Origin of the sequence: Chryseobacterium shigense (genome assembly GCF_900156575.1) — a bacterium.
In the GTDB taxonomy this organism is placed as follows: domain Bacteria; phylum Bacteroidota; class Bacteroidia; order Flavobacteriales; family Weeksellaceae; genus Chryseobacterium; species Chryseobacterium shigense.
Genome location: NZ_FTNY01000005.1, coordinates 135,364 through 157,301, shown reverse-complemented (window position 1 = coordinate 157,301; position 21,938 = coordinate 135,364). Strand labels below are relative to the sequence as shown.

The following is a 21,938-nucleotide window of genomic DNA, read 5'->3' as shown; positions in this document are numbered from 1 at the left end:
CATTTTGCTCTTAATGACACTAAAAAATTTCGGGGAAACTGGAGTTTAGATATTGCGCAATAAAAAACCCGAAATCTTGACGACTTCGGGTTTTGATATTTCGTTGTACTATTATTCTAAGAGTATACCAAACCACGAAGCCTTACCACCATAAGGGGTACTCCAGCTGAAGAATTTTGATTCGTTTTGAACATTGCTTCGTTGTTTTTTAATGGGTTAAACTTGATTTTCAGATGCAAATATATTAATTTTTTTGAATATCAAAATATTTTTTTTATTTCATGTGGATCAGACTCAGGAAAATACCGTCTATGACTTTGGTCATTCTTTCCAGATCAAGGGTTTCCAAAGTATCTGTAGTCTGGTGGTAATTTTTATTTCTGAAGAATGATGTATCTGTGATCATCAGGGCAGAATAACCGAATTTCCAATAATTAAGGTGATCTGAAAAATCGGTTCCTTTTACCAATTTTGGAGCGGTAAAAGTTTCTGTCTTGATCTGGTTGGTTTCTTTAAAATTGCTGGTAAAATTATTTACAAAATTTCCAGCGCTAAACTTTTTGACAAGGGTAATAAAATCTCCTTTATGGCCATATACCCAGGAGAGAATCCCCAATGGATAGCTCTGTGAATCTTTTTCATCCTTGAAATATCCTATCATTTCTACACTGGCCATTCCATACACCTCGATGTTGTGATTTTTTAAATATTGAGCATGGATATAGCTTCCCATATTTTCTGTCCTGAAATAAGGTGGTTCTTCCAATGTGTAGGCAACAAGATCTATTCTATAATTCAACTTTTGGCCTTTAAGCATTCTGGCGAGTTCCAAAAGGGCAGTCACTCCGGTAGCATTGTCATCTGCTCCCTGCTGATCTCCGCAAACGTCATAATGGGCACCGATAATGATTCTCTTTGTATGTTCTGTCCCAAAAGATGTGATTACATTTTTATAGATTTTACCTTCAACCTGATATTCCTGAAAGGTCGTACTATCCCCGTATTTACTGAAATTCTCTTTAACATAGTCTGCAATAGCATTCAGCTGGTCCCCATTTTCATGATTTCTGAATTCCGGGGTTTGGGTAATAATCGTGAGGTGATTTTTAACCAACCGGATATCAGCCGGCATCGGAGATTTCTGAACCGGCTTGTTTTTAGAATCTGCTGCAAAACAAAACACAGCGATAAAAATCAAGCCTGCAACAATAATGATCTTATTGGCTGCAGGCTTTGTTATATTTTTATAATTCATCTCACGGTATGGTTTATGGTTGGAAATACTGAAATTAGCACTTTTCCACCAATCCTCACGGCAAGTGAAGTTTTATTTTAATTTTCTAAGAATTTCTGTAAGATTTCCACGGCACATTTGGGAAGGTTGGTTCCCGGACCGAAAATAAAGTCTGCGCCATTTGCGTACAGGAATTCATAATCCTGTTGTGGAATAACGCCTCCTACCACAATCGTTACATCATCAGCCCCTAGTTTCTTCAGCTCTTCCACCACCTGTGGAACCAGCGTTTTGTGACCAGCAGCCAGAGAAGATACTCCGAGGATATGGATATCGTTTTCCACAGCTTGTTTGGCTACTTCTTCGGGGGTCTGAAACAAAGGTGCAACATCAACGTCAAATCCCATATCTGCAAATGCAGTTGCGACTACTTTGGCGCCTCTGTCGTGTCCGTCCTGGCCCATTTTGGCGACCATAATTCTTGGACGACGGCCTTCAGCTTCTTCAAATTTTTGGGTTAGATGAAGGGCTTTTTCAAAATATTCGTTTTTCCCAGCATTCATAGCATATACTCCAGAGATGGTTCTGATATTGGCTTTATATCTTCCGAAAGTTTCTTCCATGGCATCGCTCATTTCACCAAGCGTCACTCTTCTTTTCGCAGCTTCTATACATAATGCGAGAAGATTTCCTTTTCCTGTTTTGGCACTTTCGCGGATCTCGTCCAGAATCTGGATGACCGCTTCAGGATTTCTTTCTGATTTTATTTTTTCAAGTCTTTCGATTTGCTTTCTGCGCACTTCAGTATTATCAATGTCCAGGATTTCTATTCCATCCTGTTTCAGAGATGTTCTGAATGAGTTCACTCCAATAATGAATTCTTCACCACTGTCGATTTTAGCCTGTTTTTTGGCAGCTGCTTCTTCAATTCTCATTTTGGGAATTCCGGCTTCAATCGCTTTTGTCATCCCGCCTTCCTGCTCTACCTCATCGATGTATTTCATCGCTTCTTCTATCATCTGCTGAGTCAGGCTTTCCACAAGGTTACTTCCACCCATAGGATCTACCACATCACATATCCCGCTTTCCTGCTGAAGGATAATCTGGGTATTTCTGGCAATCTTCGCTGAATAGTCGGTAGGAAGGGCAATAGCTTCATCCAGTGCATTGGTGTGGAGCGACTGGGTTCCTCCTAAAGCAGAAGAAAGGGCTTCAATGGCTGTTCTTGTAATATTATTAAAGGGCTCTTGTTCTGTAAGGGACCATCCTGAGGTTTGAGAGTGGGTTCTTAAGGCTAACGATTTTGCGTTCTGCGGATTGAACTGCTTTAAAAGAGTCGCCCAAATGTATCTTGCGGCACGCATTTTGGCAATTTCCATAAAGTGATTCATCCCAATCGCCCAGAAAAATGAAAGTCGAGGGGCAAAATCATCTACGTTCATTCCTGCCTTGATGCCCGTTCTTACATATTCAAGACCATCTGCAAGGGTGTAAGCCATTTCCAGTACCGGAGTGGCCCCCGCTTCCTGCATATGGTATCCTGAAATGGAAATAGAGTTGAATTTTGGAATGTTCTGAGCGGTATATTCAAAGATATCTGCAATGATCTTCATGGAAGGAGCCGGCGGATAAATATAGGTATTTCTTACCATGAATTCTTTCAAAATATCATTCTGAATGGTTCCTGAAAGAAGTTCCTGGCTTACCCCTTGTTCTTCGGCAGCGACAATGTAGAAAGACAAAATGGGAAGTACAGCGCCATTCATCGTCATCGATACTGAGATCTGATCTAAAGGAATCTCATTGAAGAGGATCTTCATATCTTCTACCGAGTCGATGGCTACACCGGCTTTCCCTACATCTCCCACCACTCTTGGGTGATCGGAATCATATCCTCTATGGGTGGCCAGGTCAAAAGCTACGGATAGCCCTTTTTGCCCGGCTGCAAGATTTCTTCTGTAAAATGCATTGGATTCTTCCGCGGTAGAGAAACCTGCATATTGTCTTACCGTCCATGGTTTCTGTACATACATGGTGGAATACGGGCCTCTGAGGTAGGGAGCAATTCCTGGAGAAGTCTGTGTTAAAGATTCATTTTTAATATCTTTTTGAGTGTAAGATGATTTTAACTCTAATCCGTCTTTTTCAAAATTATAGATCTCTCTTTCCTGAGGCTCTACGCTAAAATCCGGATTTTTCACAGAAATTGTCTTTCGCATTCCAATAATTTTTGTCTCCGTAAAGTTAATTTTTTTGAACGAAACATGAAACTTATGTTAACATTCAGTTTTTCTGAATTTTAGGTCATAAAAAAGACCGGACAAATGCCCGGTCTGCGTTATAGATATACTTACTTATTATTTTTTGATAAGCTTAGTATTGTACGTGTTTTTGTCATCTTTAAGAGTGATCACATACATTCCTTTGATCAGTGATGCCACATTAATTCTGTTGTTACCATCTGTCTGACCTTGCTGAACTAGTCTTCCGTCTGCACTGAAAATGCTGTAATCCGCTTTTCCTTTCAGGTTCTTCACTTCCACGAAAGTATCTGCAGGGTTTGGATAAATCGAGATTCCAGATGTTTTTGTTCCATTTACATCATTTACTGCCAATCCGCTAGTGATTTTTACAGAGAAATCTTTAAATGAACCTTGTGAAATTACTCCACCTCCGGTTACTCCCACCGATGGGCTACCACATGGCCCTGTAGCTTTGTTAAAGAAAGTGTTTGCCACTCTCATCCTTAACAGTTTATCTCCTGAATACGCTGTAGCAGGAACTGTAAATGAAACTGATCCCTGATATTGACCGTTAGCAGGTGGATCTGTACTTACTGAAGCTACTTTCTCTGAAGTTTCGAATACCCCATTTCTGTTATAATCGATCCATATTTCCATGTTGTCATTATAAGTAGAAGCTGTGGTACCAACATTGAAATAAGTCAATGTGTATTGTGTTCCTTTTGTCAAATTGATCACTTTAGCTGCATCTTCACTATAATCTCTGTATGTGCTGAAAATATTCTTATACGTTAGATCTGAAAAGGCTAAATTAGAGACGTTCATCTGAGCCATACCACTGTTATAGCTATAACTTGCAAAGCTATTTCCTCCTGTTGTCATTAAACAGTAATCAACTCCTGTTGTAAGTCCTTTAGTCTTGAAGGTATAATTACTTGAGAATGTTCCCGGAACCGTGTTTACTACGGCAGCAACCTGCACTTCATAATTGGTTTCATCTTCAAGAGAACTTAGCACCACTGAGTTGGTAGGGCTGGTTGCATTTGACCAGTTTGTTGTGCCTGCTTTTCTGTAGTTAATTGAATATGTTGCCCCTGGAACACTATTCCAAGATACTCTGGCTGTAGTTTTGAAAATTTCTGTTTTTATAGCGGTAAGTCCCGTAGGCGCTGCAGTCGTAGACGTAGGTGCTGTACCTACCGTCACTTGTGGAGATACTGCATAGAATACGTTTCCGATAGCAGAAACTCTTAATTTCACAGCACCTGTTAAAGATGCCGGCATTTGAGCGGTATAACTTCCTGTATTTGGAGTAGAAGCGACCAATTCTGTCCACGTTGCTCCGTTGACAAGATCTGTAGTGTATTCAATTTTTACATTAGCCGCATTATATGGTGCTGTATTGGTATTGGCAACATCCCATAAGATTGTATTCGCTGCGTTATTATATAGCATTGAAGAGGCTGTAAGTCCTGAGAATTTGAAAGGTCCGTCATTTCCAACGTTAACCGTCGTTTCAGAAGAAGAAAGCATAGGTCTTGTTACATTCTCATCTCTTACAGTCACTGCATAGTGTAAAGTTCTAGGTACATAAGATACTGTTTCCCAATTTGGGGTTGTAGTCGCTCCCGGAACTGTCTTATTCGTTAAAACTCCGCTCATCACTATTGGCAGGCTTGGGAAATATCTTCTTCCGCTTGCTGTTCCGAAATAAGATCTTGTTAACGCTCCTTGTGCGCTATATCCCCATCCACTGTCTCCGGAAATGGAATTGTAGGAATCAACACTGTCATACTGTTCCCAAGAATATTTAATAGGATCCGTATCTGTAGCAGAAGCCTCTAAATAATAAGCTGTTCCTTTTGGAATATTGTAAACACCAAGAGGTGAAATGACAGGGGCAGTATTTGTAGTAATCGTTTCTGAAGTTCCACAAGTAACCTTCCCGTCGAGGCTATTTAATATCTGATTAATAGAAGAATAATGGAAATAAGCATCCGTAGTAGGCTGTATGTTATCTCCTGTAATTCCCGCATATCCCATGATCGTAGTACCGCCACCGGGTTCAATATTTACTCCGGATCCTTCTGAAACATGAGAGAATGTATGATTAGCTCCCAACTGGTGTCCCATTTCGTGAGCAGCATAATCAATGTCGAAAAGATCTCCTACTGGGTTTGTATTTTGCGTAAAAGCAGATCCTTTAGCCAATGTGGTTGAAGTAGCAGGATCTACGCATGTTGATGCAATAGAACCGGCATTTCCGTTTCCTCCTGCAGCATTGAATACGTGTCCCATGTCGTAATTGGCATTGCCAACCTGAGAGGTTAAAGTCTGCTGAAGCTGAAGGTTTAAGTTGGTTGAATATGGATCTGATGTTGGATCTGTGAATATGATCCCCGGAAGGTCCTGAATGATCGCTTTAATACCAAATTCTTTTTCAAAAATACCGTTTACACGGGTCATGGTAGCATTCATCTGAATGACCGTATTCGTTGTCCCTCCTGCCGGGTCAAATTTCTTTGTGTATTCCCCTGTAGTAGAAAGTGCGAGTCTGTAGGTTCTGTATTTGGTAATAGGAGCTCTATTGGTAATTCCTACATTAGAAAGGTTCTTTTTACCATTTGCTTCCAGAGCTTTGATATCCTTAACAATCTCTTTTTCTTCTGTAGTACACTCAAATCCATTATCACTTGCCGTTCTTTTCGTTTTATAGAATACACCGTAAGTCTGCTTATCTGTAGTGATAGGCTCTATGAACTGAAATACACCGTCTTTGATAATCATCGACTGCAACTCTGTTGGAGCTGTACTGAATCTCAAATATTTAGAAGGGTCATCAATTCCCACTCCTACATATGAACCCAACTGATACCTGTCTGCCATTGATTTCTCAACAACAGGATTACTGTACACCGCAAATTTTTCAATTTTTCCTTCTGCTGTAGGAAGAGAAATAATAACAGGTTTTGCGTCTTTTCCTGTTTCTACTGCATCTTTTAGAAGATTTCTAAGTGATGCAAGATCTACTCTGTAAGAGTGCTGAACTTCAACTTCTTTTCTGATTTGAGAAGTTTTCTGGGATGCAGGTTCCCACCTTTGTGCATTAGCGGTAGCCAAACCGGCAGCCAACGCACAAACTAGTAAAATTTTCTTTTTCATAATTTACACTGATTCTGAAAAAACATTAAGTATTTCTACAAAAATAAAAAATTAAATTAAAGAAAGAGCACGCAAAACACTTATTTACAATAAAATATTAAAAATTAAATATAAAATATCTACACTTCCATATTATTTCTACAAAAAAATATTCAAAATATCACAGGTAAGGAAACAAAAAAGGGCCGGACATAAGTCCGGCCCTAAATATTATATTATAATAGCTTACTTTTTGATAAGTTTAGTATTATAAGTGTTCTTATCATCTTTAATGGTAATGATATACATTCCTTTAGTTAAACCAGCTACATTAATAATCTGATTATCAACATCACCGCTCTGAACTAATCTTCCGTCTGCACTATAGATTTTATAGTCTGCTTTTCCTTTAAGGTTTCTTACACCTACAAAAGTATCCGCAGGATTAGGATAAATCTCAACTTCAGATTTGGTATCTTTAGTTTCGTCTACTGCAAGGGCAGATCCGAAAATTCTTACTGAGAAATCCATAACACTTCCTGCTCCACTTGGCAAGTTACCTGCGGCAGTTCCACAAGCGTTGGTTAGCGCTGCAGCATAGTTAGATGCGACTCTCATTCCCACTACTCTGTTTCCAACAAGAGCAGAAGCAGGAACAGTGAAGTTACCCGCAACACTTCCTACACCATTTGATCCCGGAGCTGTAGCAGCACTTGTATATACTTTTTCACTTGTCTCATACACCCCATTTCTGTTATAATCGATCCATACGTTATACGTCATAGGAGCAGCCTGATTGTAAAGACCAAAAATACTGATCGGGTAAGAAGTTCCTCTGATAAGGTTGATTATTTTCGCAGGATCTTCACTTAAATCTTTGTAAGATCTGATGTTAGTATCAATATGATTAATGTTAGAAAGCTGTACTCTTGCAATGTTTCCTACAGAATTATATCCTGTATTTAAGATACAGTAGTTAACTCCTGTTGCCAATGGCTTTGTTTTGAAAACGTAGTTTGAAGAGAAGCTTCCAGGTACACTGTTTACCACAGCCGCTACCTGTACTTCATAAGCTGTTTCGTCTTCAAGAGTACTCAACAGTAACGAGTTAGTTGTACTTGATACATTTGTCCAAGCTGAAACTCCTGATTTTCTATAATTTACAGAATACGTAGCTGCTCCCGGTACACTGTTCCAAGAAACGATCGCTGAATTCTTAAGAACATCTGCAGATGTAGTAGATACTCCAGTTGGCGCTGCTGTAGTTGAAGTCGGCGCTGCTCCTACAGTTACTTGTGGAGATACTGCATAGAATACATTGTTGATCGCAGATATTCTCAATTTAACTGCACCAGTTAAGCCATCCGGCATTTGTCCTGTATAGCTTCCTGTATTTGGAGTAGAGGCTACCAGCTGGTTCCACGTTGCTCCGTTAACAAGATCTGTAGTATACTCAATTTTTACATTCGCAACATTATAAGGAGCAGCTGTTGTGTTAGCTACAGCCCACTTGATCGTGTTTGATGCATTATTGTATAAAACTGAAGAAGCTGTAATACCATTAAACTTAAATGGTCCGTCGTTTCCTACAGTCACTGTTGTCTCTAAAGAGGAAAGCATTGGTCTTTGTGCATTCTCATCTCTCACAGTCACGGCATAATGTAAAGTTCTAGGTACGTAAGATACTGTTTCCCAATTTGGAGTTGTAGCAGCTCCTGAAACTGTTTTATTCGTTAATTTACCAGCCATTACCAAAGGTAAGCTTGGGAAATATCTTCTTCCGCTTGTTGTTCCAAAGAAAGATCTTCCCACAGCGCCTTGGGAATTGTACCCCCAACCACTGTCTCCGGAAATGGTAGCATCTTCGTCTACACTGTCATATTGCTCCCATGTATATTTAATAGGATCAGTATCGGTTGCTGTAGCATCTAAATAATAGGCTGTTCCTTTAGGAATGCTGTATGCTGTAAGAGGGGAAATAACAGGTGCCGTATTGGTAGTGATATTTTGAGAAACACCACATGTTGTTTTAGCATCAAGATTATTAAGGATCTGATTTACTGAAGCATAGTGGAAGTAGGCATCAGAACTCATCTGTACATTGTCGTACGTGATTCCTGCATATCCCATAATAGTTGTACCACCACCCGGCTCTACATTAACACCAGAACCTTCTGTGTTATTTGAGAAGGTATGGTTTCCACCTAACTGGTGTCCTAATTCGTGCGCTACATAATCGATGTCAAATGAATCACCCGATGGAACTCCATTAGCCGGAGAAGTAAATCCGGATCCTTTGTAAGCTACAGGAGACCCTTGGTTTAATGTCATATCATCGCTACAGATACATCCGATACATCCTGCATTACCACCTCCTCCGGTAGCGCCAAATAAATGTCCGATGTCAAAATTAGCTTCACCAACGTTATTGTGAAGAACATTCATCAGCTCTCCATTCCATAATGCATCATCTACTCCTGGGCCTGAGTCCGAATAAGGGTCAGTAGCAGCATTCGTATAAATAACATTCTGAAAATCCTGAAGAAGTAATTTAATACCAAAGTCTTTTTCGAAAACTCCGTTTACTCTGGTCATGGTATTGTTGATCTGTGTAACAGCTCCGGGAACACCTCCGAAATAAGCGGTATATTCACCGGTAGTAGACATTGCCAATCTATAGGTTCTGTACTTTGTACTTGCAGGTCTGTTAGTAATTCCTACATTAGAAAGCTTTTTTTTACCGTTTTCTTTTAAAAGCTGGATATCTTTGATATTGGTTTCGTTGGTACCACACTCAAATCCCTGCTCGCTGCTTGTTCTCTTTGTTTTATAGAATACTCCATAAGTCTGCTTATCGGTAGTGATTGGCTCAATGAACTGGAATACTCCGTCCTTGATGATCATTGACTGCATTTCTGTAGGAGAGGTACTGAATCTTACGTATTTAGAAGGATCTTCAACTCCAACCCCTACGTATGAACCTAACTGATATCTGTCTGCCATAGACTTTTCCATCACTGGATTGCTGTATACCGCAAACTTTTCAATTTTTCCTTCAGCTGTAGGAAGTGAAACGATAACAGCTTTTGCGCCTTTACCTGTTTCTACAGCATCTTTTAAAATACTTCTAAGTGATGTAAGATCTACTTTATAAGAGTATTTCACATCAACTTCTTTTCTAATCTGGGAAGTTTTCTGCGAAGCAGGTTCCCATCTTTGTGCGTTGAAGCTGGCAACACCCGCCGTCAATGCACAAACTAGTAAAATTCTTTTTTTCATAACTGAACTACATGAATAGAATTAATAAATTTTAAATATCCAGAACAAAAGTAACAATTTAATACATAGTACCATTAAAAAAAATAGCTAATTTTAATAAAATTAGCTATTTTGGTTTCTTTTTTGTTATTTATAATTATTTATTGATTCCCATTTCATATAGAGCAAAAGAGATGAGGTCCGCATTTTCACTGATCACCTGATCGGTGGCTCTTCCTGCACCATGTCCTGCATTTTTTTCGATTCTCAGCAAAATAGGATTCTTACATCCTTGTTTTTCCTGAAGCTCTGCTCCGAATTTAAAGGAGTGCGCAGGAACTACCCTGTCGTCATGATCGCTGGTAATGATCATTGTAGAAGGGTAACATGTTCCTTTTTTCACATTATGTACAGGAGAATACGATTTAAGATATTCAAACATTTCTTTGCTGTCTTCGGCAGTTCCATAGTCATATGACCATCCTGCTCCAGCTGTGAACTTATTGTATCTCAGCATATCCAGAACTCCGACTCCAGGGAAGGCTACTTTGGCAAGATCAGGACGCATCGTCATTGTTGCCCCTACAAGAAGTCCTCCATTTGATCTTCCGGATAATGCCATATATTCTTTGGAAGTATAGCCTTTTTTCTGGAGATATTCTCCCGCAGCAATAAAGTCTTCAAACACATTTTTCTTCTGTGTTTTCGTACCTGCATCATGCCATTTTTTACCATATTCTCCACCACCACGGATGTTCGGTACCGCGTAGATCCCTCCGTTTTGCATCCATATTGCATTGACTACAGAGAACGAAGGCTGAAGGCTGATGTTGAATCCTCCGTAAGAATACAGAATGGTAGGATTCTTACCGTCAAGTTTAGTTCCTTTTTTATAATTGATCATCATCGGAACTTTAGTCCCATCTTTTGAAGTATAGAATACCTGCTCAGAGATGTAATCCTCGGGATTAAACTTCACTTTCGGCTTCTGATAGACCTCTGATTTCCCTGAATCTGCATTAAATTTATAGGTAGTTCCCGGGGTGATGTAGTTGCTGAAAGAGAAATAAAGTTCTTTTTCCTCTTCTTTACCTCCAAAACCTGCAATATTTCCTTTTCCCGGAAGTGTAATTTCTCTTACCAGTTTTCCGTTCTTATCAAACTGTTTGACCTGATCAATGGCATCAACCATATAAGTTGCAAAGAAATATCCACCTCCTGAAGAGATTCCCAAAACATTTTCGGTTTCCGGAATAAGATCTTTCCATGTTTCGGGGGAAGGATTTGTAATACTTGTTTTTACCAGACGCATATTGGGTGCATCTTTATCCGTAAAGATAAACAGATCATCACCCTGAGTGTCTACAATACTGGCGTTAACATCAAATCCTTTATTGATCTGCACAAAATCTCCTCCTTTCTTTAAATCCTTGATATACAATTCATTTCCATTTGTTGCATTGGCTGCAGAAATGATAAGGAATCTCTGATCTTCAGAAACACCTGCGCTTAGGTATCTTCTAGGTGTTTTGTCTCCTCCGAAGATGAGCTTGTCTTCAGATTGTTTTGTTCCTAATTTATGGAAATACACTTTATGTTTATCGGTCATCCCGGAAAGTACGGTTCCTTCTTTAGGTTTATCATAGCTTGAGTAGTAGAAGCCAGCATCTCCCTGCCATGAAATTCCACTAAATTTTACGTCTACCAGCGTTTCATCGATCTGTTTTTTAGTAATAGCGTCGATAATAATGATTTTATTCCAGTCACTTCCGCCTTCTGAAATAGAATAGGCGGCAAGGTTTCCTTTCTTGTTGAATGACAGATTGGAAAGTGACGTAGTTCCTTTATCTGAAAATTTATTGGGATCTAAAAAGATGTCCGTTGCTTTGGTCTTATTGTTTGTTCTGTATAAGATAGACTGTGCCTGAAGCCCGTCATTTTTATAATAATAGGTATAATCTCCTTCTTTGAAAGGTGCTGAAATTTTCTCATAATTCCAGATGTCTTTCAACTGATCTTTGATCTTATTTCTGAAAGGGATTTTAGAAAGGTAATTCTGGCTGTAGGCTACTTCGTCATCTACCCACTTTTTTGTTGCTTCAGAATCATTTTCCAGATCTCTGAAAGGGTCAGATACGGCGGTACCGAAATAGGTATCCGTCTGACTTCCTTTTACTGCTTTAGGATAATTCATTTTTTGAGAATAAAAAGTTGCTGAAAAAAGAACTCCAGCAGTTAATAGCATAGGCTTAAAATTCATAATCAAGGGTTTTCTCAAAAATACGGAAAGTATGTGAAATAAAAAAAGCTCTGAAGGATCAGAGCTTTTTCTTTAGGTATATTGTGTAGAGATCGTTATTTAGATCCAAAGCTTTCAAAGTAAAAATCTGTTAACCCGGAAACAATTTCGTCCGGACTACCATTCCAGTAATATATTTTCCCTCCTTCATTAAGCTGATATAATTTAAACGTCTGCGCAGTTATAACTGTTTTGTCGGCATTTTTAAAATCCCGGACACTCTGAACCAGATACTTCTTAAGATCTTCAGGCTTTACATTTTTTATATCTCCGGAAGGGATATCAGAAAATTTTGAAGGAACTTTAAAACTGACTGAATAATTGACCTCAGCAATTTTCTGATCTTCAATATATTCATTCTGAACGACTTTTACCTCTTTAACGGTAAGTTTTCCATTTTTAAAATTCTCCATCATGGCACTGAAGTAGTCTTCAGCTTCTTTTCTGCAGGCATCCGCTGTAGTTTTGGAAAAAGCCGATAAAAAGTTATCTGTACTTTCTTTCATCATTTCCTGAGAAACTACTTTGAAATCTACCTGATAAGCATCTTCTCCTTCTACCGTAGGTTTCAAATAATCGTTCAGTTTATTCAGGACGGCTGTATCATTATTAACGAAGGTACCAAAGTACATTTCAAAGACTTCTGAAGGTTTTTTCACTTCCGTCTGGGCCATCAGATTCTGGCTGAATAGGGCCAACATCAACAATATAATGACATTCAACTTCTTCATAAATATATTTTATTTTGTCTTTTTAGTGTGTTAAAGTTTTGAAATACAATTCATTCAGCTTCCACACCAATTCCTGCGGACCTCCATTCCAATAATAAGTATTTCCTTCTTTTTTAATCTGATAAAGTTTAAAAACCTGTTTTACAGTCTCTTTTTTTTCTGATTTTGTAAAAGCATGTGTTTTCTTTTTTAAATAGGCCTTCAGATCTTCCGCCTTCATTTTTTTTGCTTCTTCAAGTTTTAAATCTGAAGTTTTTGCAGGAGCAGAAAAAATCAAATCTACACTAAGTTCTGTTACAAGACCATTATCCACATATTCGTTCTTTACTTCCCGTATGTTTTTTACAACGTACCGGGTATGCTTTAAATTGTCTAAAAGTGCATTGAAATATTCGCCTGCTTCTGCTTTACAATCAACGGCTGTTTCTTTGGGAAGATTGGTAAGAAAGGTATTGGTGAGATTTTGAACTTCCTCACTGTATGATTTTTTCAAATCTATGGTATATGTGTTTTCAGCACCCAGGAATGGGGTAAGGTAAGTATTAAGCTTCTGAAGTGTATTCTGATCCTGCTTTACAAAAGCATCAAAATACATTCCGAATACCTGTTCAGGATTTAATGCTTTAGTCTGTGCAAAAACGTTCTGAACACAGAACAACAGCATCAGCAATACAATTCTCATCGGTCGTTTCATAGGTAGTATAGTTTATTTTAAATCTGCTGAATGGTCCAGCAAAAAAAAGCTCTTGAATTTCAAGAGCCTGATATGTTTATTTTAATAGTTTTCTTCTTCCCCCTTCATCTTCTCTGCATTTTCTGCCATGATCACGGCGTCTATCATTTCAGAAATATCTCCGTTCATGTAAGCATCCAGATTATACATCGATTTGTTGATTCTGTGATCTGTCACCCTTCCCTGTGGATAGTTGTAGGTTTTGATTTTTGCAGAACGGTCTCCGGTAGAAACCATTGATTTACGTTGTGCTGCAATATCACCCTGAACTTTCTGCAATTCGATATCGTATAGTTTTGTTCTTAGCATTTCCATGGCCAGCTCACGGTTCGCCAGCTGAGAACGGGCCTGCTGACAAACAACCACCATTCCTGAAGGCTTATGTGTCAGCTGAACTTTCGTTTCAACTTTGTTTACGTTCTGACCTCCGGCTCCACCTGAACGGGATGTCTGCATTTCAATGTCTGCAGGATTCAGTTCAAAATCCACTTCTTCAGCTTCAGGTAAAACAGCAATGGTAATAGCAGAGGTATGAACCCTCCCCTGAGATTCTGTTTCAGGCACACGCTGTACACGGTGAACTCCGGATTCAAATTTCATGATTCCGTAAACGCCTTCACCTTCCACCTTCATGATAAGTTCCTTATATCCTTTTGCTGCTTCATTAGAATCTGTCACTTCATGTTTCCAACCTTTTGTTTTGAAATACATGGAGTACATTCTATATACATCTTCCACGAAGATAGCTGCTTCATCACCACCGGTTCCGGCACGTAATTCCACGATAATGTTTTTGTCGTCGGCAGGATCTTTAGGAATCAATAAAACTTTCAGCTCTTCTTCCAAACCTGGAAGTTTAGCCTGAGCTTCTACTTTTTCCTCCTTAGCCATATCTACCAAATCTCTGTCTGAACCATCCGCAATGATTTCTTCAGATTCTGCAATATTGTCTAATGCCCCTTTATACTGATCGTAAACTCTTACAATCTTACCCAAATCACTGTATTCTTTATTTAATGAAGAATATTTTTTTTGATCTGAAATGATATCAGGCTGTATAATAAGGTCTGCAACTTCATTATATCTTTGTTTAATCGCTTCTAGCTTTGGAATTAATGATTTAGACATTCTGCAATTTTTGAGAGTGCAAAGATAAGAATTATTAATTCAAATTAAAATTCCTTTCTGCAATCCAATCAGCATAATTTTTTGAACCATTAAGGTTTATGATATTTTTAAGATCATTGAGTATTCTTTGATGCCTAAAAGCTGAAGGATTTTTTTAACAAAGACAGACGCTTTATCTGTTGAATGATTATTCTGCGGGCTTTTTAAAAAACTTTTGATCAACGGCATATAAAATAAGTCCAAACGCTACAATGCCAAGTCCTATAATGCTCTCTTTAGGATTATGAATAAGGGTAAAATAGAGAATATAAATACTGAAGAGAAGAAAAACTGCGGGAAAAATATAGAATAGATTGGATTTAAATATTTTTCGCTGGTCTTTTTTCAGAAAGAAAACGGTAGAAATGGAAAGACTGGCAAATAGCTGAAGGATAAATGCGGTATAAACAAAAATTTCTTTAAAACTTCCTGTCAGAATGATGACCGAAGCAATCACGGCATGAACAAAGATCGCTCTTACGGGAATTCCTTTTTTGTTGTTAACCGCCAGTGATCTCCATAAATGATTTTCTTTTGCAAAAGCCTGCGTCAGCCTTGAACCTACCCACAGATATCCGCTGATGGTTGCAATCAACTGCAAGGCAATAAAAATATTGACAATTTTTCCAAAACCAATACCCAGCATATTTCCTGCTGCTTCTCCCATCACATCTTCTTTTCCTGCCATCTGAATTACAGGTGCGTGTTTGAGCATGGTATAATTAACCAGAAGGTAACTTACCGTTACAAAAACAGTTCCCACAATTAAAGCTCTGGGAAGATTCTTCTGAACATTTTTTATTTCTCCTGCGATATAAGATGCAGAATTCCATCCGGTATAGGAATAGGTAACAAAAACCAGAGATGTGGCGAATGCCGGAAGCATAATTTCGTCCTGCCAGCTGTTTCCAAATTCCAGACTGTTTCCTGCAGCCGATCCCGGAAGGACTACCCCCAAAATAACCAGCACAATAATGAAAGCAATTTTGATAAAGGTAAAAAAATTGTGGAAACGGCTTGAGGTTTTAAGACTGAATGACAATGTAGCCGCCACCAGGAAAATGAATCCGATGGCAAAACCGTTTCCAAAGGTGTAATTAAAAGCTGACAGGTATTTTGACATGGCCAATGCAGCCAGAGCCACGGGCGCAGAAAATCCAATGATCAGAGAGATCCAGCTGACCAGATACCCGAAAACCGGATGATAGGTTTCTTTAAGATAAATATAATCTCCTCCGTTTCCCTTAAAATAAGATCCCAGCTCAGCATAGCAAAAAGCCCCAAACAAAGCGAGAATCCCACCGATGATCCACAACAGAAAAATACTGTAGGTATTGGTAATATCAGAAAGCTGAAACCCTAAGGTGGTAAATATCCCGGTCCCAATCATATTGGAAACAACGATCGCAGCAGCGGTTTTCCAGCCGATCTGGTGTGTAGCAGTACTCATTTAGCAGTTAAAAATTAAAATTAAGCCTTCCGAAGAAATAGTTCCCCAAAGTTCCCATCTGAACCGGAGCATATTTAAATACTCCATAATATGAGTTTTCATAGATCTGAAGGTCCGGAAAGACATCCAATACATTATTGGCACCTATTGTCAGGTTAATCCTTTTTGTGATATCATATCCTACACTCACGTCTGTTACTACTTTAGGCGTAAAACTCTGAACTTTTCCAAAAGGGTACCCATCTCTTATCACCTGACCAAAATACGTATTTCTTACCATGAAATTGAATTTTCCGATGGCATAATTCAGTCCTAAGGATGCTTTTGTTTTGGGAGACAGGGTTTCAATGATATTGATCTGATCGGGTCCGAAGAATTCATTTTGAGCAGGCACTAACTTTTCAGGAAAATGGAAATCTTTGATTTTTGTTTCTGTATAATTTCCAGCCAGATTGATATTTAAATTTCCACCGCCTACTTTCCAGTCATAGGTAACTACCACATCAACGCCTTTTGTCTCGGTATCAATAGCATTGGCGAAGAATCTACCGCTTTCTACGTCATACTCCGCCAGTCTGGGATCTGTGATATTACTGGTGATCACAATTCTGTCTTTTACCCGGATCCAGTACCCGTCAACAGTGATCATTAATCTGTTGGCTGGCTTTATAGCAAATCCAGCACTGGCATTGACTGATGTTTCCTGCTTTAATTTATCAAATCCAAGCGCTTTGGCGGCATCACTGTCGTTTCTGAAAATTCCTTTGGTCACAATGCCCGACCCTGAAGTAGAAATATCTGCATAGGAGTTATTAAAATATTGCTGCTGAAGGGAGGGTGCTCTGAAACCCGTTCCCACTGCTGCTCTTATAGCGTAGTTTTTTACAAATTCATATCTCAATGCCAGTTTTCCGTTCAGGGTATTACCAAAATCTGAATAGTTTTCAAATCTTCCGGCAAGATCTATATTTAGTTTTTTAGCAAGATCATAAGATACATCTGCATATACCGCTGCGGAATGTCTGGATTTTTTTAACGCATTATCGGGTGAAAAACCAATGAACGACTGTGAACCTCCATTTCCCTCAACTGTAGAGCCGGGGCCGGCCGGATTTCCATTGATATCATAACGGGTATAAGAAGCCTCATCTCCTGCTTTGATCTCATATTGTTCAAAACGGAACTCACCTCCGAACGCTACATTAAACTGATTGATATTTTTAGAAACATCGAGATTGACTGTATTCTGAAGAAAACTGTGAGCTCCTGCATAAAAACTTGTTGGGGATTTCGCTCCCAACGAAGCATTATTGGTATTGTTTACCTTGTAATTGAAGGTATTGCTTCCGAAAGTATTGCTTAGATCAATCAGCCAGTTGTTTACATTATATTTGGCTCCTAAAGCATAGGAGAAATCATAGACCTGTGATCCCAGAGAGGCCTGAAATCCGTTTGGATAAATAGAAGAAACTACATTGGATGTTTCACTTGGCAGCCTTCTGAAACCAAATCCTTTTCCTTCTTTAATGCTGAAACCTCCGAAAGAATAGAGTTTGAAGTTTTCGCTCAAAGGATACTCGGAATTAAAAAACAGTTGTGCCTGTCTAATCTGAGCGTCTCCGATCTGGAAGTTAAAATCATTGCGCGTCAATCCCCGTTCTCTTATTTTTTGATCGTCGGCAGCTCTGGCCGCATCAGGATCGTTGGCAAATTCATACGCAAAATTATCTCCGAAAATATCCAGATCATGATTTTGGGTTCTCGTCGTTTTTCCTCTATGACTCAACTGCAATGAAAGATTGACATAGCTGTCTTTTTTTCCCAGAGAAGATCCATAGTTGATTCCCGTCTGATAAGTTTCCCCGTCGTTTCTTCCTGTAATTCCATAAGATGCCGATGCGGACGCTCCAATATCTTTTTTAAGGATAATATTCACTACTCCTGCAATGGCATCTGAACCATACTGTGCTGCCGCACCATCTCTCAGAACTTCTATTCTGTCAATCGCAATCACGGGAATCGTACTGAGATCCGTTCCTACAGATCCGTTTCCGACTGTATTCTGATAATTGACCAATGAGCTGGTATGTCTTCTTTTGCCATTGACCAATACTAACACCTGATCAGGCCCCATTCCCCTCAGACTTACAGGATCAATATGCTCCGTACCGTCAGAAGCAGATTGTCTTACTGCATTGAATGATGGGATCACATAATTTAGAAGATCCTGAACTGTAGATTGCGGAGCAGATCTCTGCAGTTTTTCTATATTGATAATATCTACGGGAACGGGGGTTTCCAGTTTTGTTCTTTTGGCATTCCGGTTTCCCACGATTACCACATCTTCAATCTGAGTTCCTTTTTCCTGTTCCTGTGCGTTGATCAAAACAGATCCCAAGAGTATAACAGACAGGCTTAATTTTTTCATCTTTTGTTCTTATCAATTAATAATCATATGCTTCCACGGACCTCATCCACAGATATAAAAAGACTTCAAGAAATGGAATTGCTGCCAGAATATTGACTTTTCTCATCTTCCCCACAACGGGCTGGAATTAGCACCTTTACACTTTTTAGAGACGTGCAGGTTGCTAAGGTTTCATAGGGCCAAATCCCTCCACCTTTCTCGATAATCTATTGCAAAAGTAGACTAATATTTTTAATTACCAAAAAGTAGATTTATATATTCTGTGCTATGAATAAAAAAGAGGGATCATGTCCTTTCATCATCCCTCTTTTTTCAATTTATTTAATGATCATCTTCTGGATTGCTATGCCAGTTTCAGACCGTAAATGAACGAGATAGGTTCCCGGAGGATAAGCTACCTTCCATTCATACGTTCCGTTTTCCTGAGGTAATTGAAATGAATCCATTTTTTTACCACTCATATCAAAAATGACGATTTCTCCGTTTTTCACTTTATGGTAAATGAATTTTACCATCCCATTTTTTACCGGATTATCTGCAATCTGAAGGGATAACTTAGTCATCGCATTGACATCAACGGTTGAAAGTGCTCCGGAGTAATTTCCAAAAATCCTGAATTCTCCCGGCTGCAACGAGATCGGAGTTGTTGTAGAAACAAAATTTGAGATCGTATTATCCATCAGGTTCTGCCATTGTCCTGCATAAGGAAAATAAGGAACAACATTCTGTGCAGCGGTGGTATAATTGGCCAGCACTACAACATTTTTCATTCCATTGATGGTATTATCATATACATAAATCCTCGTGATCAGGCCTTCCGGATCATTCGTAAGGTTGTTCGATTCTATTGTGTATGTTTTAGACTTGAAAACCTGGTGGCTATTTCTGATATTGATGATTTTAGCCCAGGTATCATATACCGCTTTTCTATTGGCATTGGTATCATAGCCTAATGTAAAGGCAACAGGTTTTTCATCGGTTCTGCATCCGCTGCTGATCGTTCCGTTTGCACAGCGATTGATACTGAATTCATAACCCAATTCTCCAAACTGCCAGATCATTTTCGGACCGGGAATGGTAAAAAATGTCGCTCCAAAAGTTTTCATTCTTTCTAAGGCGGTAGCAAGGTTGGTCACATTGTAACTTCCGTTAACTGCCCCATAGGCAAGGTTCTTGAACATTAATCTCTCTTCATCATGACTTTCTCCATAACCTACAGCAGACATATTTGTAAAGCCGTGAAGATTGTGATTCATTCTGTCATAATTGCTGTTATCTTTATAGCCCATGGTATTCTGGTTATAAGGATCGGTCTGTTTATTCCATAGCATGACTCCTTTTCCTTCAGCAACTCTGTAATTTGCCCACTGCTGTTCTTCGGCATCTGTTCCCAAGTGTTCGAAGATCATATAAGAGTTTGGATCAATAGCCCATTGTTTGTCTGCATACTGTTTCATAATATCTACCCTATCCTGCTGGTAGGCATTGGTACAGACTTCATCGTTTTCCGAACAGTTTTGAGTAAAACCCTTGGTAAGATCCCAGCGGAATCCATCAATATGATACTCGGTAAGCCATTGCTGAAGACTTCTTTCAACGTAATATTGAGTTGAAGGGCTTGTATGGTTGAAATCATTAAACACATTATAAGAATGTTTGGGAACCTGATTGAAATAAGGATTATTAGCCGCTATTTCGCCGTAACCATCACCATCCGGGTCAATATTCCAGAGTCTTGCCAGAGGAGAACGTCCCGTGGCATGATTGAAGGCAATATCTAAAATAACCGCAATCCCATTCTGGTGACACAAGTCAACAAATTCTTTAAATTTTTCAGGCGTCCCATATGCTTTATCCAATGCGTAGTGGAATGAGGTATTATATCCCCAGGAAAGGTTCCCTTCAAATTCCATAATAGGAAGCAATTCAATGGCATTGATATTCAAATTTTTTAAATAAGAGATCTTATTGATAAGCGACTGCCAGTTTTTTTCCTGTGTAAAATCTCTGAGCAACAGTTCATACACCACAAGGTCTTCTTTAGCCGGCCTCTGAAAATTGATCGTTTGCCAATTATAAGGGGCCTGTCCGGTTTTAAACATGGAAACTTCAAAATCCTGCCCTGCAGGGAACGGTGGCAAATTTGGATAGGTAGTATTTGAAATCCACTGGTCATCATAGGAAGATAAAATCTGCGGTGAATAAGGATCTGCAACTTTTTTAAGATCATTGGTTCTGTATTGGAACGTATATAACTGCTGAGGGGTCAGCGCATTTAATTCAATCCAGTAAAGATCCGGATTGGCAGTGTCTCTTTTCATTAAATAAGCGTCATTCACAGCCCAATTATTAAAGCTTCCGATAACATGTACAAAATTCTTATGAGGTGCGTAAAGGGCAAGCCCTACTTTGGTCTGATCTGCAGGAAGGTAGTTGATTCCCTGTCTGATCCAGTTGGGAATTGCTTCCGAAATGACCGTCCTGGGAGTCTGCAATATAAATGTCGCATTTTTTGAGTTTGAATTGGTGTCTGTTGCAATCAGCTCCATGTTGGCATCCTGAGTTACCGTATAACTATAATTATAAGATTGGGAGGGAGCAGACGTAGAATTGACAACTGTACCGTTGGCTTTTAACTGAAATGTGGCACTCGCATTTGTAGTTGCCGTGATATTGACAGAGTTTCCCGCAGGAACTGTAGTGAGACTATTGGCGACCGGATTCGTCAAGTTTAAATTTAAAACACCAACATTGACAAAAATATCCGGCGAGGTCTGATGAGAACCTGTTTTATCTTTTAACAGAAACCCGAACCTTCCTATTCCTGTTCTTCCATAAAATGAAGTTGGAGTAAAAGTTAAGGAATAGGTATCTGTAGCGGAATTGTAACTGAGTTTATTCAAATCATTGGAATTGTTCCAGCTTCCGTTGGTAGGACAATCCTGGCTGTTTTGATAATTGGTGTCAAAAGACCATGACCAGAGATAAACAGCATTATTGGAAACACCCCAGGCAGATTCATCGATCTGATTTCCCGGAACCGTCAGCGTAATGGCATCAGTTTCGTTAAAGGGATTGGGAGCAATCGTATAATTGATCTGGCCAAAAGAAAACACCGCAACCAACAGGTAAACAAGGGAATAAAACTTTTTCATTTTCTTTATTTTTATCGAATATAGTATTTATTTCATCTTTATACTTCATTTATTTGTGAAAAATAAAGCATAAAAAAAAGGCTCATGAAAAATTTCATA

Annotated in this window: 11 protein-coding genes and 1 riboswitch; all 11 genes read right to left on the bottom strand. The window is 39.0% G+C overall.

What is annotated here, in order from left to right:
* Nucleotides 1-274 precede the first annotated feature (274 nt).
* Nucleotides 275-1,255 (bottom strand): M28 family peptidase, encoded by a 981-nt coding sequence (locus tag BW964_RS17775; RefSeq protein WP_076509193.1) that lies wholly within the window; start codon nucleotides 1,253-1,255, stop codon nucleotides 275-277.
* 77 nt (nucleotides 1,256-1,332) lie between these two features.
* Nucleotides 1,333-3,453: a methylmalonyl-CoA mutase gene (gene scpA / locus BW964_RS17770; protein WP_076509192.1), complete on the bottom strand. Its 2,121-nt coding sequence runs from the start codon at nucleotides 3,451-3,453 to the stop codon at nucleotides 1,333-1,335.
* Between the two features lie 138 nt (nucleotides 3,454-3,591).
* Entirely contained in the window at nucleotides 3,592-6,639 is a 3,048-nt protein-coding gene (locus BW964_RS17765) for a reprolysin-like metallopeptidase (protein ID WP_076509190.1), read from the bottom strand.
* A 225-nt stretch (nucleotides 6,640-6,864) separates the two neighbouring features.
* Complete coding sequence (locus BW964_RS17760) at nucleotides 6,865-9,897, bottom strand: reprolysin-like metallopeptidase (RefSeq protein ID WP_076509189.1); 3,033 nt, start codon at nucleotides 9,895-9,897, stop codon at nucleotides 6,865-6,867.
* A gap of 136 nt (nucleotides 9,898-10,033) precedes the next feature.
* The gene (locus tag BW964_RS17755) at nucleotides 10,034-12,070 is read right to left on the bottom strand and encodes a prolyl oligopeptidase family serine peptidase (RefSeq protein ID WP_394333906.1); all 2,037 of its coding nucleotides are present in this window, start codon (nucleotides 12,068-12,070) and stop codon (nucleotides 10,034-10,036) included.
* Nucleotides 12,071-12,231: 161 nt separating this feature from the next.
* A complete protein-coding gene (locus tag BW964_RS17750) occupies nucleotides 12,232-12,906 on the bottom strand; it encodes a hypothetical protein (protein ID WP_076509186.1) in 675 nt (224 codons plus the stop codon).
* A gap of 22 nt (nucleotides 12,907-12,928) precedes the next feature.
* On the bottom strand, nucleotides 12,929-13,600 hold the full coding sequence (locus BW964_RS17745) for a hypothetical protein (RefSeq protein ID WP_123911973.1): 672 nt from the start codon (nucleotides 13,598-13,600) through the stop codon (nucleotides 12,929-12,931).
* 81 nt (nucleotides 13,601-13,681) lie between these two features.
* Nucleotides 13,682-14,767, bottom strand: a complete 1,086-nt coding sequence (gene prfA / locus BW964_RS17740; protein ID WP_073328887.1) for a peptide chain release factor 1 — start codon at nucleotides 14,765-14,767, stop codon at nucleotides 13,682-13,684.
* Nucleotides 14,768-14,954: 187 nt separating this feature from the next.
* A complete protein-coding gene (locus tag BW964_RS17735; RefSeq protein WP_076509183.1) occupies nucleotides 14,955-16,256 on the bottom strand; it encodes an APC family permease in 1,302 nt (433 codons plus the stop codon).
* Nucleotides 16,257-16,263: 7 nt separating this feature from the next.
* Complete coding sequence (locus BW964_RS17730; RefSeq protein ID WP_076509181.1) at nucleotides 16,264-18,684, bottom strand: TonB-dependent receptor plug domain-containing protein; 2,421 nt, start codon at nucleotides 18,682-18,684, stop codon at nucleotides 16,264-16,266.
* A gap of 99 nt (nucleotides 18,685-18,783) precedes the next feature.
* Nucleotides 18,784-18,892: riboswitch (SAM riboswitch) on the bottom strand.
* Nucleotides 18,893-19,001: 109 nt separating this feature from the next.
* Nucleotides 19,002-21,839 (bottom strand): alpha-amylase family glycosyl hydrolase, encoded by a 2,838-nt coding sequence (locus BW964_RS17725; protein ID WP_076509179.1) that lies wholly within the window; start codon nucleotides 21,837-21,839, stop codon nucleotides 19,002-19,004.
* Nucleotides 21,840-21,938 lie beyond the last annotated feature (99 nt).

What these genes read in the sequence shown, in the direction of transcription:
- BW964_RS17775 (WP_076509193.1), bottom strand. Translation starts at nt 1,255, where the DNA reads ATGAATTATAAAAATATAACAAAGCCTGCAGCCAATAAGATCATTATT.
- scpA (WP_076509192.1), bottom strand. Translation starts at nt 3,453, where the DNA reads ATGCGAAAGACAATTTCTGTGAAAAATCCGGATTTTAGCGTAGAGCCT.
- BW964_RS17765 (WP_076509190.1), bottom strand. Translation starts at nt 6,639, where the DNA reads ATGAAAAAGAAAATTTTACTAGTTTGTGCGTTGGCTGCCGGTTTGGCT.
- BW964_RS17760 (WP_076509189.1), bottom strand. Translation starts at nt 9,897, where the DNA reads ATGAAAAAAAGAATTTTACTAGTTTGTGCATTGACGGCGGGTGTTGCC.
- BW964_RS17755 (WP_394333906.1), bottom strand. Translation starts at nt 12,070, where the DNA reads ATGAATTATCCTAAAGCAGTAAAAGGAAGTCAGACGGATACCTATTTC.
- BW964_RS17750 (WP_076509186.1), bottom strand. Translation starts at nt 12,906, where the DNA reads ATGAAGAAGTTGAATGTCATTATATTGTTGATGTTGGCCCTATTCAGC.
- BW964_RS17745 (WP_123911973.1), bottom strand. Translation starts at nt 13,600, where the DNA reads ATGAAACGACCGATGAGAATTGTATTGCTGATGCTGTTGTTCTGTGTT.
- prfA (WP_073328887.1), bottom strand. Translation starts at nt 14,767, where the DNA reads ATGTCTAAATCATTAATTCCAAAGCTAGAAGCGATTAAACAAAGATAT.
- BW964_RS17735 (WP_076509183.1), bottom strand. Translation starts at nt 16,256, where the DNA reads ATGAGTACTGCTACACACCAGATCGGCTGGAAAACCGCTGCTGCGATC.
- BW964_RS17730 (WP_076509181.1), bottom strand. Translation starts at nt 18,684, where the DNA reads ATGAAAAAATTAAGCCTGTCTGTTATACTCTTGGGATCTGTTTTGATC.
- BW964_RS17725 (WP_076509179.1), bottom strand. Translation starts at nt 21,839, where the DNA reads ATGAAAAAGTTTTATTCCCTTGTTTACCTGTTGGTTGCGGTGTTTTCT.